Here is a 16,557-nt window from a genome sequence, read left to right as displayed (position 1 = left end):
TTTACCTCTTTCTTCATCTTTCTATTTTCCTGGATGGGTATCCAAATTGTTTCTCTCCCCTTCGCCTAAATCGGTAAATAGTTAGCAGTCGCTAGAGTTATTTAGTTCTATAGTCAAAGGCTGATATATGGGGCAAAGGGATGATTCATCCTAGCCATCATCGCATAACCAACTCTACAGTTTCTTTACAAAAAGGAATTATTGAAACTGTCGTCAATATTATTTGGATTTGATATGGATGATGAAGGACAACGACTCTTAAAAGAAGTAGCGGATGCTGGTAACGGGGAATTTGCATATGTCAGTTCCGAACAGGATTTACAGAAATATATGAGAGCACAGTATGAAGAGATGATCAAACAATGGGAAAAATGGAGACGGGAAGGCACTCGCCAAACGACAGAGATTGCGCGGGAGAAGAAGGAGTGGGCAAAAGAAATTGGTGAACGCATTCGCGAAAAGAATGAACGGGAACGTGACCGAATGCTCGTTGCCCGAAATTATCTACACCAAAAATACGGAGAAGATCCTCTGCATTCCACAAACCTGTTGTAGTTGACGGACACCAGCATACAGGGGGGAAATGGAGGTATGGCGTATTCAGTGCCAATGATACCCGGTTGGAGACGTTCGAGGAAGAAAGGGAACAGTATTTCGAGTACTTTGATGAGGGTGTTGAAAAAGAGCAGGAATTAAGAGGAAAGAAATGGGAAGGTCTGTAGAAAAGTAGGGAAGTATGAACGGAGAATAGTTGCAGGGAGAAGTGTTGACTCACTTCTCCCATTATATTGTTCTTATAGAGGTGGTTAAAGGGAACCGTTGCAATTCTCGCCAAGGCGTGTCAGTTTCTGGGCGGGATCACTCTGCTTTCTCCTGTAACTCCACTTTTGCCATTTTCCCTTCCCCTTCGTCCTCCACCAAGCTGCCAGTCATCTTTCTCCCGTTTTCCCCGTAGGTTGTCAACACGTCCGGGTAGCTGGTTCCAAATATATCCGTCTCGACGGTAATTTCGTAATCGGCCAAATTCTTGATCCGTTCGTTGGTTTCCGGATTTTCAAAGAGGATACGGAAGGAGCCATCCGGATTTACCGTCGCATGGCCGATAAATCCGGAAGTGATATAGTTCGGAATGAGGGCCCGTCCCCGTAGTTTTGTCCCTTCCAGTAAATTACTTTTTCCCGAAACGTAAATATATTCGTCATCTTTTGTAACGTCGATCGAGTCGATCCGGATTTCGGTTGTTCCATAGTCCTCTGGCTGATCCCACTCGGGCGCTATGATTTCTGCTTCAGTTTGACCTAAATTCTGTGCAATTTCCACAATCGCGGATGCTTTTTGGTATTGTGTTTCCTGATCGTAATCGGAGAGACGGACGAATTGGCCTTCCAACCGGTCTCCGGTCTCTCCGTAATGGCCCCGGATGTCTTCGTTTTGGTTGATCAGTTCAAACTTGATCTCCACGGTTAGATGGCCGTCCACTTTTTCCGGAAGCTCTGTTTCGAAAGTGAAGCTGCCATCCGGTTCGACCATCGCCACCCGATTTCCGCCAATGAGATAGCCTTCCAGCCAATCAATTTGCACATAGAGCTTAGATCCTTCCAAAAGATTGGACTTGCCATCAATCGTAAGCTTCTGTCCTTCCAGCTTGACGTCTCCCGTAAAATCAATATCCATTTCGCCAATATTTTCAGAAAGCGCCACGTCCTCCGGTTCATCCTCCACTTCCTCTTCTTTTTGAATATCCGGCTCTCTTTCGCTAGATGAAGTCGGCACATCTGCTTCCGCACTCTCCGTCTCCTTAATCCCGGCATCCTGGTTACAGGCTGCCAAAAGAAATAGACTGGCGATTGCCAGCAGACTTATCGTTTTTCTCATCTTACAGGGCCCCTCTCGAAATAGAATCTCTGTTTCGTATACGGGTGTCTAGTTGAAATGTTTCAAATCGACGGTATTCTGGCCGGAAAACGATTCTTTGGACACTGGGGAGTAGGACTATTTGCTAGACTGTTTCTCATGGGAAGAGGGGGCAAGCGTTATGATAGAATGAAAAAATATAAACAGGGAGAATGACGGAGAACTTGGATTGGCTAGGATGGTAAGTAATTAAACTACTTACTTTTTGCATTTGAATTTGAAAGTGTTTAGTGCCGTATTAAGCTAATACCATTTCGCTCGTTCTGTGGAAGTATTTGGTGACCCTGCTTCTTTGCCCGTAAGGATGTTACACTAATACAGTCCCAAATTTAAAAAAGGAAGTGTTAGTTGTGATTGGACGTAATGATCCGTGCCCTTGTGGCAGTGGAAAGAAATATAAGAAATGTTGTGCATCGAAACAGGCAGTCTCTATGGAGGCAGTTCAATCGGAAGAGTTAGAACGAGTATTGCAAGCATTCTATGAAGAATATCCGGAACGAAAAGACATTCCCGAATACTTGGATTTGGCAAATGAATGGAAGTCTTCGCTCGGAACGTATTTGCTGGAGGAGATGATCGAAGCCATCGTCTTGGATGAATTCTTTTTCCACCATCGCCCTGACATTTGGCAAGGATATTTGGCAAAACAACAGAAAAAGTTGGTGCGTCCATCCGTTTTACGCGTACTCGAGGAATGGCAACAGCCACGTGTGTTTATCGGTGAAGTGATAGAAGTGGATGACGCTTATCTCACTGTACATAAGATTGTAGAGGATGAGACAATCCGATTGCGGCGGGAGAGCGAGAAACCTGTTCCGGTTGGAGTCCATCTCTATTGTTTCATTTTACCAGAGGGCGTTTCGGACAAGGAAAATCATTATTTGGCCGTGTCGAGCTTAATCTTTTTCCCGACGGATCATACTGCCGCGATCCAAGAGTTTGCGAAGCGATTGGCAACTCAAGACGAGTACACGGCTCCGAAGTACTTGAAGGAACAGGCCATCGAATTTTGGAAACTGCTTGGAGAAGATGGCTATGAAGGCGGGGAGTTCACTAATTTCGAAGCAGGCGTCCTTTTGCATGTCATGGAGTTTCTGGAGAAACACAATCGGGAATCCGAGCAGCTGTTGGAAATTGTAGAGGACTTTTTAGTGGAACAGCAACCGAACGCCCGAAAAGACGTCGCGATTGCCGCAGGGGCCATTCGATTCGGCCAGGAACAGGCGTTTTTTGAACCGTTGACCATGACGTTGAAAGAGATGGCCGAATGGTTCAGCGTTTCCCCTTCCTCGATGAATAAGTATTACAAGGAATTGGGTGAATATCACAAATCCAAACTAAGTTAAACTGTTGGGCATCCTCTGAAGAAAGAAGATGCCCAACAAACCAGTTATGGAATGGTTGCTCTGAATCTCGAATGCATCTTCAAGTGTTGGCCAGGTTTTTGTTATTGATAATATATAGGTTGAGCAAATGGTTAGTATTCGGATTCTTAGTTGCTTGGAGTGGAAGGCGGCGACTCCAGCGAAGGCCGTTACGAAGAACGGCCTTTGTGCCAAAAAGCGTAGCGTTTGGCAACAAATCGAACCCTTCGTTGTTCGATTGGCTGAAGCCATGCCCGCGGAAAGCGTCCGCCTGCTCCTGTCGCTGCGCTTTCGTCGCAAACAAAATTTGAAACGGAAAGTAACGGTTTGCTAGTGCTTTTCATTTCTTTAGTTCATTTTATATATATTGAATTTCATTTTTCCCTATGGTTTAATTTAGAGAGGAAATAGACCTGCATTCATTAGGTACGAAAGTTTCGTAAGCAGAAGGTCTTTGTACATAAAGGAGGGCTATCGGATGGTTTATCTCGATGGTCCTTTTTGTATTGACATGAAAACGGGAGAGGAATTCTTGAGATGAAAAGGATTTTAGCATTGAATAGCTTGAACAAAAAGTTGTTCACCATTTTCTTAGCCGTTGCTTTGATTCCAGTAAGTTTACTTATAGTAGGTATTTATTGGGCAGCGGAGCAGGGCTTCGATAAAATGATGACGGCTCAACAACAGGATTTGGAGGTTGCGGTTCAAACACAAGTGACAAAAGTTTCTAATGACTTATTAGCTTTAACTACGATGTACGCCCAACAAGATGAGTTAGTTACTGCTTTTGAATCGGGTGAACGCGGTGAACTCCTGCAAGTCGTCAACGGTCTCTATCTACGTCTGCAAGCTGAACATGAAATGAAAGTGTTCGAACTTGGAGACTTATCCGGTAGAGTATATTTACGAGCGCATCAAACAGAAAAATTTGGAGATGACAAAAGCGGAATTTCAGCCATTCAATCCGCGTTAGAGGGCCAATCGTTTTCCGGATTTGAATTGGGGAACAGCGGACTTTCTGTTCGTGCATTCGCTCCTATTTCAAGAAATAATAAAGTGATTGGAACATTGCAAACAGGGATTGACGATACCTTTCTTCATGAATTACATGACATGTTGCAAGGAGTTGCCATTGATCTCTATAACGATGAGGGCATTATTATGGAGTCATCCAATGAGGAAAATGTAGGGAAATCTATCGAAAACTCCACCATTTTGGACTCGATTGCCAATGGGGAAACTGTCTCTAAAAGCGATGGGAAGAATTTGATCTCCTACATGCCCATGTACGACCCAACAAACCAACATGTCATTGGAATGATCGGGATCGAGCAAGATATGTCGGTCGTACATCATACAAAGGAACAGATTGTTTGGATTGGACTTCTCCTCGCCCTTTCGACGGTAATCATTGTACTTTTCGTTTCCATTTTGTTCAGCAGATCGTTATCCAATCCGATTAAACAAGTTTCCAATTGGATGGGGGATATGGCGTCTGGTAATCTGGCAATAGAAATCAAGGAAAGCAACCGGAACGATGAAATTGGAAGATTGACCGGAGCGATGCAAGTGATGAAAGATACCTTGCATGATACAATTCAACAAGTGGCAAACGCTTCTTCCCATGTTGCTGAGCAGAGTGAAGAGCTATCACAGGCGGCGAATGAAGTGAAGAGCGGCTCTGATCAAATTGCCTTAACGATGCAGGAAATGGCGGAAGGGTCAGAGAAACAGGCAGATCAACTAAGTGAATTAGCGGACACGATGAACAGTTTTTCATCGGAAATGTTCGAGTTAAATGAGAAAGGTGAACAAATTCATCAAACCTCAGTGGAAGTGCGAACCATGACAGATACTGGGAAACAGCTCATGGAATCTTCAGCGAAGCAAATGATGACAATTGATCAGATGGTGCAAGAGGCAGCAAGAAAAATGAATAACCTTGATAACCAGACCCAGGAAATATCCAAGCTCGTTTCTGTCATCCAGGAAGTGGCGGATCAAACGAATCTTCTGGCATTAAATGCAGCGATTGAAGCTTCCAGAGCCGGTGAACATGGAAAAGGATTTGCAGTTGTCGCGGATGAAGTGAGAAAGCTGGCAGAGCAAGTTTCGGTCTCTGTTTCGGAAATCACTGGCATTGTAACGGGAATCCAATCCGAATCCGCCGAAGTGGCCAAATCATTGGAAAATGGATATCGAGAAGTGGAGCAAGGGACCCGTGATATTACAAAGACAACGGAAACTTTTAATGGAATCAACGATGAAATTGCTGATATGGGCGACCTGATTAGTGAAATTACCGAAACGTTAGCGGACTTTGCTGCCAGTAGTGAACGGTTGAATCGTTCAATAGAAGAGATTGCCTCCATCTCGGAAGAGTCTGCATCCGGGGTCGAAGAGACAGCCGCGACGAGTCAACAATCAAGCAGTTCGATGGAAGAAGTGGCAGTCGGTTCGGATAAGCTAGCTGCTTTGGCAGAAGATATGAATCGTCAGGTGCGCCGTTTTACACTGTAACATTCAGTACCCCCCTTCTTAGGTGAGGGGGAGCAACCTGAATGATTATCAAGGAAAGGACGTGGGAACATTGACCTCTATTACGACAAGTCAAGGCGTGCAAATCCATACCATTAGCGTGCCGGCTAGTAACAGTTCACTGCGCTCGTTTAATTTTTATTTACTACATGATGGGAAATCATTAGCGCTAATCGATGCCGGAATTTCATCGGAAAATTGCTGGGAACAGTTGACTGATACATTGGAAGCGAATGGTTGGAGCATTCCCGACATCGACCGCATTTTGCTAACCCATCATCATGGCGATCATGTTGGCTTGGTTCCTCGCATCTTGAAGGAACGGACGATACCGGTGTACGCTCATCCAACGGCTATCCCACGTTTAAAAATGGATACCGACTTCTTGGAAATGCGATATCGTTTCTTTCAACGGTTATACAAAGAAATGGGCTGCGAAACGGCCGGTGATGCCCGACTGGCGAAATTTCAGGAGACGATCCGAAACGCCGATCAGCTTGCAGTGAAGACGGATATCCTGCCAATCACGGAGGGGGAGATCGTTGCCGGATTGACTGTCTTGGAAACGCCGGGCCATTCACTGGACTCAATCAGCTTTCTGGATCCTGCTCGGCAATGGCTGATCGTCGGGGATGTGTTAATCGCCCATTCTTCCACGAATGCGATTATCGATCCGGACTTGGAAGGGAACCGCTTGCCTTCCGTCGCCCAGCATCGCGCCTCTTTGCTGAAGCTGCAGGAAGTGGATGCCGATACGATATTCCCGGGCCACGGTGATTTGATCGAGGAGCATCGGGACCTAATCCAGTCCAAGATATCGAAAATGGATAGGAAAGCGGAACGGATCAAGGAGCTGATCCGGACAGGAGTTTCCACCGCAAACGATCTGGCGGAAGCCTACTACGGCGAGACGTACCGGAAGGAGTTCTCCTTGGTCATTTCAGAAATTATCGGTCATCTGGATTATCTGGAAGGGGAAGGATATATCCAAAAAACGATGAAGCAGGGCGTTTGGCATTATCAAATATGAAGACTAACAAAGATTCGGGTACCGCTGATGGTATCCGGATTTTTTGTTGTTGCACGTAATTATCCGAGGCGGCCTCTAGCTAAATATTTCATTGTATAACTAGTTAAAATGCCTTTTACATCAACACCAATTTTCAAAACAAATTTTACTTGTTTTGAAAATTGGTGTTTTTTTTAGTTTACGAATGTATGTATTTAGAAGTTTTGTGGCAATACTTGGTTCAGCAAGTCGCAATTATCCATATTTAAGGAGGAGTAATCAGTTGAAAATTAAAGTAGGAATCATACTGGCTTTATTAATGACATGTTTCACTGCCCCTTTGGCAGAAGCTTCTATTTGGGAGAACTTTGAAATGACGTTTGGGGAATATACGTTAAAAGACTATCTTGAAGAGTGGACAGAGTCGCAGAATTCAAGTGATGAAAACGAAAAGACTGACGACACGTATACAGTAGTAGAAGGGGATAATCTGTATCGAATCGCTCTCAATCATGCGATTCCTTTATTCGCTTTAAAAGAGTGGAATGAATTGACTGAGGATTTGATTCATCCCGGAGATGTTTTGATTATTAACGGAGAAGAACTGGTGGAAGCCCTTACGACGACGCCGAAGGAATCGATTGCCGCATCCCCGGCTTCTGAAACTGAAAAATCGGTTCCTGCACCGAAAGCGGCCGTTCCACCTGCAAAAGCGAGCGGGAAAGAGATGATGGTAACGGCCACGGCCTACACAGCATATTGTAAAGGATGCTCCGGGACAACAGCGTATGGGATCGATCTCAGGGCGAATCCGAATCAAAAAGTGATCGCGGTCGATCCACGTGTCATTCCTCTAGGAAGCAAAGTGTGGGTGGAAGGCTATGGAGAGGCACTGGCAGCGGATACCGGCGGAGCGATCAAAGGGAATAAAATCGATGTCTTCATCCCTTCCCATTCCAATGCGATGGAATGGGGTGTCAAAACGGTGAAACTCCGTGTTCTCAACTAACCTAATTTAGCGAGTGAAAGCGACAACTGCAACGGAATTCCCAATCCGTTGCAGTTGTTTTTTTTAGCTGACGGCCGTAGCCTTGGGATCCCGCTTCAGCCATAATAATACGAGGACCAAAGCTGCCAAATTCACAACTAGTCCGAGCCAGACAACGGAAGTGATACCGAACACGATATAGCCTGCGAATGAAGTGAGGGCTACCGTCAAAGCATAGGGAAGTTGGGTAGAAACATGATCCATCAATTCACAATCGGCCCCGATTGCGGAAAGGATTGTCGAATCGGATATCGGTGAACAGTGATCGCCGAATACCGCCCCTGCCATGACAGCGCCGATAGCCGGCAACACCCACTCTGGATTCGTAGAGCCGACTATTGTTGCGCCAATCGGGATCATGATGGCGAAGGTCCCCCAAGAGGTTCCCGTCGCAAATGACATGACACAACCGAGGGCGAAAAGGATCGCCGGGATGATCCACATCGGCACATTGCCCTCGACTAGGGAAGCGAGGAATTGTCCTGTTTCCAAGCGACCGACAATATCCCCGATCGACCAAGCGAGAACGAGGATCATCGCCCCGCCAAGCATATTTTCCATCCCTTTCGTGAAAGTCGAAAGGAACTCTTTTGCTTTCATCTTTTTGCGGGGGATGTAAAGGACCGCCGCCACAATGACCGAAAGAACAACACCATATACGAGGGCCAATGTAATATTCCCTTCCCCGGAAGCCTCCATAAGGCTTACCCCGCCATTGAAAAAACCTCCCGAGTTGAGGAAAAAGAAGACCGTCGCGATAATCATCGTCAGAATCGGGAGCAGCAAGTCGAAAGCATGTGAAAAAGGGACTTTTTGGGGCACGGTTCGTAATTCACCAAGTCTAGGCAAGGAAGAGGTTTTTTCATAGGCTTGTTGGTCATGCTTACGCATCAACGGAAAATCCATTCGCCACCAAATGATGAGAAATACCATAACCAAGGAGCCAATGGCGTAATAATTGGCTGGCAGGACGTAGAAGAACGCGGACACCGGGCTATGCCCGAGCCCGTAAGTCTTGATCGGATCGGCCAATAAAGAAAAGATGTAAGCCCCCCAACTAGACAGGGGAATAAGAACGCAAATCGGGGCTCCAGTCGAATCGATCAAGTATGCGAGTTTCGATCGGGATACGCCGTGACTATCAGTAATTGGACGCGCAATTTGCCCGACTGCCAAACTATTGAAATAATCATCGATGAAAATGGCATAGCCTGTGAACATCGTGACGAGCTGGGCTCCTACCCGAGTTTTCACTTTAGACATCGCCCATACACCGAATCGTTCCGTAGCCCCCGATTTGGTAAGCAATGCCGTCACCCCGCCTAACATGAGAGCAAATATTAAAATCGGTGTTGTCCACTCGGGATCTGCCACTTGATTGAAAACCGTTTGGAATGAATCGCTTAATCCGCCGGTGATAGAGAAATTGGCTAATAGCAACGCACCGCTTATAACGCCAAGGAGCAATGATAAGATGACTTCCCGCGTAATAATGGCACAGCCGATTGCGAGAAGTGGAGGCAGTATCGACCACCAAGTCGCTTCCATTTCAAATCCCCTTTCAAATAGTATTTATAACGGTCTGCCTTTCCAAAATCGATACACCGCGTTTCTTCATTTCTTCTATGAAATTGGCCCCTGGCACAATTTGCTCTGGTGCAAATACCCCCTTCCTATCTATTAGTCCTGTAGCAATCATCTGAGCGACGACGGAAATACTGTAAGCGGTGGAACACGCCATGGCAGTAACGGAGTTTTCCCGGTCATAATCCGTTTGCAATTCGAATTCATGGCGCAGTCGATTATGTCCTTTCACGCCCTCCAGTAGAACGCGCACGAGCACTACGTCTTCTTTATCTCCAAGTGCGATAATCGGTTGAAGAACTTTCGTAAATACATCACGGGGACGCACGTCTTGTCCATTTATTTCGACGGACAAATCCTCTCTCATCAAGTTCAAATCCGATAATAGCTGTATTTTTTGGGCATGCCCCGGATACCGGATCGTTTTATAATCCAAGTGACGGACAGCGGGAAAAGTATCTGGCAAAGTCGATGTGCCGCCTGCGGTATGGAAAGCTTCCAATCTCCCAAAGCCATCAAAATGGATTTCCTCGACTTCTGAAAGGGCGGGGACTGATTGTTTCACGCCGTCCCGAATGATCGTTGCTTCGCCTTCATATTGATAGAGGATCCCTTCTATCGAATAGACTTGATTATATTCCAGTGGGGGTTCGGGCACTTTCGGCAGGCCGCCCACACGCAACTGGACCGTCTCGACTGCATCGAATTTGGAGGCACCATAGCCGACTAAGATGTTCGTCAATCCTGGAGCGACGCCCAGTTCGGTTATATATGTGACCCCTTTTCGTTTCGCTTCCTCATCCAATGCCAAGATGTCATGGGCGATTTCATTGACATTTCCCCCTAAGTCCACTGCATGGATGCCCGCCTGGATCGCCAATTTGGCAACCGTTTCATTAAGCGTGTAGACTGTTGCATTGATCAGAACATCACTATTTGCGATAGTACGGATAAACCTTTCCCTGTCTGAAGGGTCTGCTTGTACTGCCTTCAGTCTCGAATCGTTGAACTGTCGACAAACCTGCAAGGCACGGGATTCTTCCAGGTCACCGACCAGCACTTCTTCCATTTCCGGATTGGCAAGTAAATCCCGGACAGCCTCTTTCCCCATTAACCCAGCTCCTAAGACAAAAAAACGCATAGGCTTTCATTCCTCCTCTTTTCGATTGCAAGTCCTAAGGAAAATCCTTTCCATACCATATGTTTGAAGCAGCGTTATTATTTCAAGGGGGACAGCAATTTGTGTTTTTCGATTGCATTCTGTCTAATGGTCCCGTATAATACCAAGTAAATAGGTATGGATAATAAACTTTCATTATAAGGAAAGGAAGGATCGCATGAGTCAACCGTTTACTGTTTTCGCTTCAGCCGATACGAATTTGTCAGGAGCACTTCATCTCCCGGAAAAGAAACAAAAATTCACAACACCGCTTATCGTGTTGCTGCATGGTTTTGTCGGAAATAAAGTGGGGGAGCACCGCTTGTTTGTCAAAGCGGCACGCCATTTTACAAGTAAAGGGTATGCAGTCGTCCGTTTCGATTTTAGCGGTTGCGGAGAAAGTGACGGAGACTATGCACAGGTGACCGTGACAAAACAGCTGCAAGAAGTGCAAGCTGTCTTGGATCATCTTTCTTCCATTAAAGAAATCGACGCGCGGAATATCATTTTGATTGGACATAGTTTAGGGGGAGCGGTTGCCGCTATGACGGCGGCGCAGGACCGTCGGATTAAAAAGCTTATTTTATGGTCACCAGTCGGCACGCCTTATGACGATATTACCGCCATATTGGGATATGAGAAGGTGAATGTGGCGAATGAAAAAGGGAAAGTGGATTACCACGGCTTCTATGTAAGCCGTCCATTTCTCGAAGATCTGAAAAAGCATCATCCGGTCGAGGCGGTCCAGTTGTATAAAGGCCCCGCTTTGGTGATTCATGCAAATGAAGACGAAGATATCCCGAAAGAGCATACTGCCCGCTATCTTGCGGCGTTGCACAGTAGACCACTGCATCAATTTGCAGAAACGCATTATATTGAAGAGGCGGACCATACGTTTTCCAGCTATTCATTTGAAGAGGAATTGTTCAGGACGACGACGGATTGGCTAGATAACATTGAGTTTCTAGGAAGGATTGCTTTGTAAGAAGGAGGATTCCCTTTGGGGAAAGGGTTTCATGACGAAATGTCGAATAGATGCATGGAAGTGAAACTATATAGATGGAGGTATCCGCAATGAGCAAGAAAGTTCTAATCGTTTCTGGAGATGCAGTCGAAGCACTGGAAATCTATTATCCGTATTATCGCTGTCTTGAAGAAGGATTTGACGTCACCATCGCATCGCCCTCCGTAAAAAAGTTGCAAACTGTAAGCCATGATTTCATTGAAGGCATGGAGACATATGTCGAGAAGCCGGCGTATGGCCTTGATTCGCAAATCGCATTTTCCGATGTGAATCCTGCTGATTATGATGGGCTGATCATTCCGGGAGGCCGGGCTCCGGAGTATATCCGCTTGGACGAATCGCTGCCCGGAATCGTCCGGCACTTCTTTGAAGAAAATAAACCGGTTGCGGCTGTTTGCCACGCTGCCCAAGTGCTGTCCGTCGTTCCAGATTTGATGAAAGGCCGGGAGTATACGGCCTATATCGCATGCAAGCCGGATGTGACTGCTTGCGGGGCGACTTATATTGAAGAAGGTCTGCATACAGACGGCAATCTTGTTTCCGGACACGCATGGCCTGATTTACCTGGACTCATGCGGGAATTTATGAAATTAATGAAGTGAAAATAGAATAGAAGATTGAAGTGGGAAACGCAAAGTTGCTGGAGAACCTGTCACTTTGCGTTTTTTTTGTGATTCATTTCCTGAAAATGTTGAATTGTGTTCAAAAAGTAAGGGTTTTCCCTAATACATTTATCGGGGTCCTCCTCTTTATAATATGGTCGATAGTGACTGGAAAGGAAGAGTGTGTATGATGGAGCTGATTGCAACAGCGGAATCGGTGGAACAAGGAAAATCCTTGTTGGACGCAGGAGTCGATACCGTATATGTAGGGGAGGATGAGTTCGGACTGCGTCTGCCGGCCTCTTTGTCTTTAGATGATATTCGAACATTAACAGATTATGCGCATGATAATGGAAAGCAAGTGCATGTAGCGGTCAATGCGCTGATGCACAATGATCGTATTGAAAAGATCCTGCCTTATTTGGAAGGCCTAGAGTCGATCGGTGTCGATGCAATGACCGTTGGGGATCCGGGAGTCATTCATCTACTGAAAAAGAACAATATCTCGGTCCCTTATATTTACGACGCCCAAGTGATGGTGACAAGCGCTAACCAAGTGAACTTCTGGGCGAAGCGGGGAGCAGTCGGCGCCGTGCTGGCTCGCGAGTTGACATATGAAGAATTGAAAATGATCCAGGAGCAAGCGATCGTTCCGGTGGAGGTCCTTGTATATGGAGCCACTTGCATCCATCAATCTAAACGACCGCTCGTCCGTAATTACTTTGGATATATTCAGGAAAAGACCCCTTCCATGGAAGAGCGTCAATTGTTTTTGGCGGAACCGAAAAAAGAGGATACCCATTATTCCATTTACGAAGATATCAACGGAACTCATATATTTGCGACAGATGATGTGAACCTCATGCCGCAGCTTGGAAAATTGGCCGATGCTGGTCTGACACGGTGGAAGCTGGATGGCGTGTTTGCGAGAGGAGAACGGATTATCGAGATTGCCCGCCTTTTTGTCGAAGCGAAACAGGCGTTTGAAAATGGAATATGGTCGGATGATTTGTCAATCCGATTGAATGAGCGATTACATTCCCTTCATCCGCATGAACGGGCATTGAGTGAAGGCTTCTTTTTGAAAGACCCGACAGAGATCCAATAAAGAGAGGAAATTACCATGATGAAAACAATGGAAAAACGAGTGATTACTAAAAAGCCGGAAGTCTTGGCACCGGCGGGCACATTGGAGAAACTGAAAATGGCCATCCGCTATGGGGCGGACGCCGTGTTCATCGGAGGAAACGCTTACGGACTCCGCAGCCGGGCGGGCAATTTCACATATGAGGAAATGCGTGAAGGAGTGGAATTTGCCCAATCCTACAATGCGAAAGTCTATGTTGCCGCGAATATGGTCGCCCATGAAGGGGATGTGGAAGGGGCAGGGGAGTTTTTCCGCACGTTGCGCGACATCGGCATCCATGCCGTCATCGTCTCGGATCCAGCTTTGATTGAGATTTGCGCAATGGATGCGCCAGGGCTGCCGATTCATTTATCGACCCAAGCCTCGGCAACGAATTATGAAACATTGAACTTCTGGAAAGAGGAAGGACTGGAACGGGTCGTGTTGGCCCGAGAAGTTGGAATGGATGAAATTAAAGAAATCCGCCAGAAAACGGACGTGGAGATCGAGGCTTTTATCCACGGGGCGATGTGCATTTCCTATTCCGGCCGGTGTGTATTATCGAATCATATGGCGGATCGGGACGCGAACCGCGGAGGATGCACGCAATCCTGCCGATGGAAATATGAGTTGTATGAAGTGCCGGAAGAGGGGGAAAAGGAGTCCTTGCTCGGGGGAGAGGCGATGGAAGCCTTTTCGATGAGCTCTGTCGATATGGCAATGATTCGGCACATACCGGATCTGGTGGAGAATGGTGTGGATAGTTTGAAGATCGAAGGGCGGATGAAGTCAATCCACTACGTATCCACCGTCGCCAATGTCTATCGCCAGGCGGTGGACGCTTATTGCAATGACCCGGATAATTACGAGTTCAAGCAGGAATGGGAGGACGAGCTTTGGAAAGTGGCGCAACGAGAGCTGGCAAGCGGTTTTTATTATGGAGTACCGACTGAGAATGAACAACTATTCGGCAAGCCTCGTAAAATCCCGGCCTACAGTTTTATCGGACAAGTGCTCGACTATAACGAAGAAACAGAAATTGCGACAATCCAACAGCGCAATGTATTCAGCGTCGGGGACGAAGTCGAGTTTTACGGCCCAGGATTCACACACGCCTACCAGACGATCGATGTCCTATGGGATGAGAATGATGAACCGATCGACCGGGCACCGAACCCGATGATGATTGTCAAAACAAAAGTGGAAGTTCCTGTAAAGCCGTTCGATATGATCCGGAAAAGGAAGTAAGCGAGAGAGCGGCCTGAAATTGTAATAATATCTTCATCAATCAAGCTGTTCAAGACTCCTTTAATTCTATATAATAGATATATCTTTTAGTAAGGAGTTGGAGTGGCTTGAAGCCCATTTCGAAGTTTGCAACAAAGATTGTCGTCCTGGCCCTCTTAGTCATTGGAACTGTAACAACTGCTGGATGGTATCTCTTTGGTGCGACCGAGGGGACTTCGATCTCATTTTCCCAGATGGAGCAGACGATTGCGGCTCAGCACGGGAAACCGATGTCCCTGAAAGAAAAGGCGGACGGTACACTGTACTTGAAGACGGATGATGGTTTGTACGTCACACAAGTCAGACCGCAAAGCGAATTAGTCGAACAACTGGTTCAAAAATATAATGTTTCATATAAATATAGCGGCTCCGGCCAAACAGGCGGATTGATCCTCGGAGGGTTGATCATCCTATCGCTGGTCACTTTTTTCATCCTTCATAAGAAAGGGAAGTTGGGAGTCGGTGCGTCTTCTATGAAGAACAGCACTTCAAAAGAGACCCCTCTGCCTGACATTACAATGGAAGATATCGGGGGCATCCCGACAGAAATGAAAGAAGAGATCTTACAAACGTTGGAAATTGTCAAAGATCCGAAACGTTCTGAAAAAGTCGGTATCAAACCTCCGAAAGGCATCCTTTTATATGGACCTCCGGGAACCGGGAAAACGTTGTTGGCGCAAGCGATTGCCAATGAAATCGGAGCCACCTTCTTCTCGGCTAGTGGAGCAGCTTTCACTGAGCTGTTCGTCGGCGTCGGAGCATCCCGCGTCCGCACCCTTTTCCAAAATGCGAGGAAGCAGCATCCTGCCGTCATCTTCATTGATGAAGTGGATGCACTGGCAGGCCGCCGAAAACAGCACGGCGGGGAAGAAACGGAAAAAACGTTAACGGAATTGCTCGTTCAATTGGACGGAGGCAATGACAATGATGGTATCCTGTTCATCGCGGCGACCAACCGGAAAGACATGTTGGACGAAGCTTTCCTTCGTCCGGGGCGGATTGACTTTTCCTTCCAAGTCCCATTGCCGGATATGATGGGCAGAAGGGAAATCATCGACATCCATACGCGCGGCAAACGGTTGGCTGCGAATGTGTTTGCTTCGCTGGATGCCTTGGCGGAAAGCACATCCGGTTTTTCCGGTGCCGAATTAAGTTCTTTATTTGAAATGGCGAGCCGCAGGGCAATCCGGGATGGACGGGAAGAGATCGATAAGCATGACTTGGATTTCGCTATTGACCGGACCATTTTAGGGAGCACGTCCCGATCTTTGAACGATCCGGAAACGAAGCGTCGTGTTGCGATCCATGAATCAGGCCATGCGCTAATTGCAGCCTTGACGAAACCGAATTCGGTCCGGAAAGCGACGATTATCCCCCGTGGACAAGCGCTAGGCTATGTGGCTCCAATCCAGAAGGAGCTCCATTTGCAAACCGCGAGTGAATTGTTGGATCAGGTGAGCATGATTCTCGCAGGAGGAGTTGCGGAACGGTTATACCTCGGCGAGCACAGCATCGGGGTTAGCGGCGACGTCCAGCAAGCGAAGGATATACTGGAGAGAATGGTCGATACCGGCCTTTTCCAAGACGGTTTCACATTGACCTTCAGCAAGGGCGAAAAAGAAGTGAAGATGCAATCCCTCTTTAATGAAGCACTTCGTAAAACGGAAGCATTGATTCAAGAGAATGCCCAAGCCTTTGAAACACTGGTGGAAGAGCTTTATCATAAAGAGACATTGGATGGCTCGGAAATCCAAGAAATCATCAGCAAACATACAATGGAACTCGTTGTATCCTGAGGCAGGGGAATTATTTCTCCTGTCTTTTTTTGATTCTCACTTATATAGGATGGACACATGATTTGTAGTGAGCGGTTTCAGTTGCTTGGAGTGGACGGCGGCGACT

The 16,557-nt window shown here is 46.6% G+C and carries 13 protein-coding genes; 10 read left to right on the top strand and 3 right to left on the bottom strand.

The genetic code is table 11. The features are described 5' to 3' along the window. The first annotated feature begins 201 nt into the window (after positions 1-201). On the top strand, positions 202-555 hold the full coding sequence (locus MKY41_RS14345; protein WP_340745781.1) for a hypothetical protein: 354 nt from the start codon (positions 202-204) through the stop codon (positions 553-555). A 303-nt stretch (positions 556-858) separates the two neighbouring features. On the opposite strand, the gene MKY41_RS14340 is transcribed toward MKY41_RS14345, so the two are convergent. Continuing rightward, on the bottom strand, positions 859-1,875 hold the full coding sequence (locus MKY41_RS14340; protein ID WP_340745780.1) for a hypothetical protein: 1,017 nt from the start codon (positions 1,873-1,875) through the stop codon (positions 859-861). Between the two features lie 389 nt (positions 1,876-2,264). Between MKY41_RS14340 and MKY41_RS14335 the strand changes: the two genes are divergently transcribed. The 4 genes from MKY41_RS14335 (at position 2,265) to MKY41_RS14320 (ending at position 7,834) form a co-directional block, all read left to right on the top strand. Next, on the top strand, positions 2,265-3,260 hold the full coding sequence (locus MKY41_RS14335) for a YecA family protein (protein WP_340745779.1): 996 nt from the start codon (positions 2,265-2,267) through the stop codon (positions 3,258-3,260). 555 nt (positions 3,261-3,815) lie between these two features. After that, positions 3,816-5,798 (top strand): methyl-accepting chemotaxis protein, encoded by a 1,983-nt coding sequence (locus MKY41_RS14330; RefSeq protein WP_340745778.1) that lies wholly within the window; start codon positions 3,816-3,818, stop codon positions 5,796-5,798. A gap of 70 nt (positions 5,799-5,868) precedes the next feature. Beyond that, on the top strand, positions 5,869-6,846 hold the full coding sequence (locus MKY41_RS14325) for an MBL fold metallo-hydrolase (protein ID WP_340745777.1): 978 nt from the start codon (positions 5,869-5,871) through the stop codon (positions 6,844-6,846). A 262-nt stretch (positions 6,847-7,108) separates the two neighbouring features. Next, a complete protein-coding gene (locus MKY41_RS14320; protein ID WP_340745776.1) occupies positions 7,109-7,834 on the top strand; it encodes a 3D domain-containing protein in 726 nt (241 codons plus the stop codon). A 63-nt stretch (positions 7,835-7,897) separates the two neighbouring features. Here the strand turns inward: MKY41_RS14320 and MKY41_RS14315 are convergent, their stop codons facing one another. Together MKY41_RS14315 and MKY41_RS14310 are read right to left on the bottom strand one after the other, a co-directional pair. Then, entirely contained in the window at positions 7,898-9,421 is a 1,524-nt protein-coding gene (locus MKY41_RS14315; RefSeq protein WP_340745775.1) for a Na+/H+ antiporter NhaC family protein, read from the bottom strand. A gap of 13 nt (positions 9,422-9,434) precedes the next feature. Continuing rightward, a complete protein-coding gene (locus MKY41_RS14310; RefSeq protein ID WP_340745774.1) occupies positions 9,435-10,598 on the bottom strand; it encodes a saccharopine dehydrogenase family protein in 1,164 nt (387 codons plus the stop codon). 196 nt (positions 10,599-10,794) lie between these two features. On the opposite strand from MKY41_RS14310, the gene MKY41_RS14305 reads away from it, so the two are divergent. The 5 genes from MKY41_RS14305 (at position 10,795) to MKY41_RS14285 (ending at position 16,451) form a co-directional block, all read left to right on the top strand. Then, on the top strand, positions 10,795-11,601 hold the full coding sequence (locus MKY41_RS14305; RefSeq protein WP_340745773.1) for an alpha/beta hydrolase family protein: 807 nt from the start codon (positions 10,795-10,797) through the stop codon (positions 11,599-11,601). A gap of 89 nt (positions 11,602-11,690) precedes the next feature. Continuing rightward, positions 11,691-12,242: a DJ-1/PfpI family protein gene (locus MKY41_RS14300; protein ID WP_340745772.1), complete on the top strand. Its 552-nt coding sequence runs from the start codon at positions 11,691-11,693 to the stop codon at positions 12,240-12,242. 187 nt (positions 12,243-12,429) lie between these two features. Then, positions 12,430-13,350 carry a peptidase U32 family protein gene (locus MKY41_RS14295; protein ID WP_340745771.1) on the top strand — a complete coding sequence of 307 codons (921 nt, stop codon included), beginning with the start codon at positions 12,430-12,432 and terminating at the stop codon, positions 13,348-13,350. An 18-nt stretch (positions 13,351-13,368) separates the two neighbouring features. Beyond that, entirely contained in the window at positions 13,369-14,616 is a 1,248-nt protein-coding gene (locus MKY41_RS14290; RefSeq protein ID WP_340746462.1) for a peptidase U32 family protein, read from the top strand. 107 nt (positions 14,617-14,723) lie between these two features. Then, a complete protein-coding gene (locus tag MKY41_RS14285; protein WP_340745770.1) occupies positions 14,724-16,451 on the top strand; it encodes an AAA family ATPase in 1,728 nt (575 codons plus the stop codon). Positions 16,452-16,557 lie beyond the last annotated feature (106 nt).

Source organism: Sporosarcina sp. FSL W7-1349, from assembly GCF_038003045.1.
Taxonomy (GTDB): Bacteria; Bacillota; Bacilli; order Bacillales_A; family Planococcaceae; genus Sporosarcina.
The sequence above is the reverse complement of the archived record's forward strand: the minus strand, read 5'-3'. Positions and strand labels throughout refer to the sequence as shown.

What these genes read in the sequence shown, in the direction of transcription:
- MKY41_RS14340 (WP_340745780.1), bottom strand. Translation starts at nt 1,875, where the DNA reads ATGAGAAAAACGATAAGTCTGCTGGCAATCGCCAGTCTATTTCTTTTG.
- MKY41_RS14330 (WP_340745778.1), top strand. Translation starts at nt 3,816, where the DNA reads ATGAAAAGGATTTTAGCATTGAATAGCTTGAACAAAAAGTTGTTCACC.
- MKY41_RS14315 (WP_340745775.1), bottom strand. Translation starts at nt 9,421, where the DNA reads ATGGAAGCGACTTGGTGGTCGATACTGCCTCCACTTCTCGCAATCGGC.
- MKY41_RS14310 (WP_340745774.1), bottom strand. Translation starts at nt 10,598, where the DNA reads ATGCGTTTTTTTGTCTTAGGAGCTGGGTTAATGGGGAAAGAGGCTGTC.
- MKY41_RS14305 (WP_340745773.1), top strand. Translation starts at nt 10,795, where the DNA reads ATGAGTCAACCGTTTACTGTTTTCGCTTCAGCCGATACGAATTTGTCA.
- MKY41_RS14300 (WP_340745772.1), top strand. Translation starts at nt 11,691, where the DNA reads ATGAGCAAGAAAGTTCTAATCGTTTCTGGAGATGCAGTCGAAGCACTG.
- MKY41_RS14295 (WP_340745771.1), top strand. Translation starts at nt 12,430, where the DNA reads ATGATGGAGCTGATTGCAACAGCGGAATCGGTGGAACAAGGAAAATCC.
- MKY41_RS14290 (WP_340746462.1), top strand. Translation starts at nt 13,369, where the DNA reads ATGAAAACAATGGAAAAACGAGTGATTACTAAAAAGCCGGAAGTCTTG.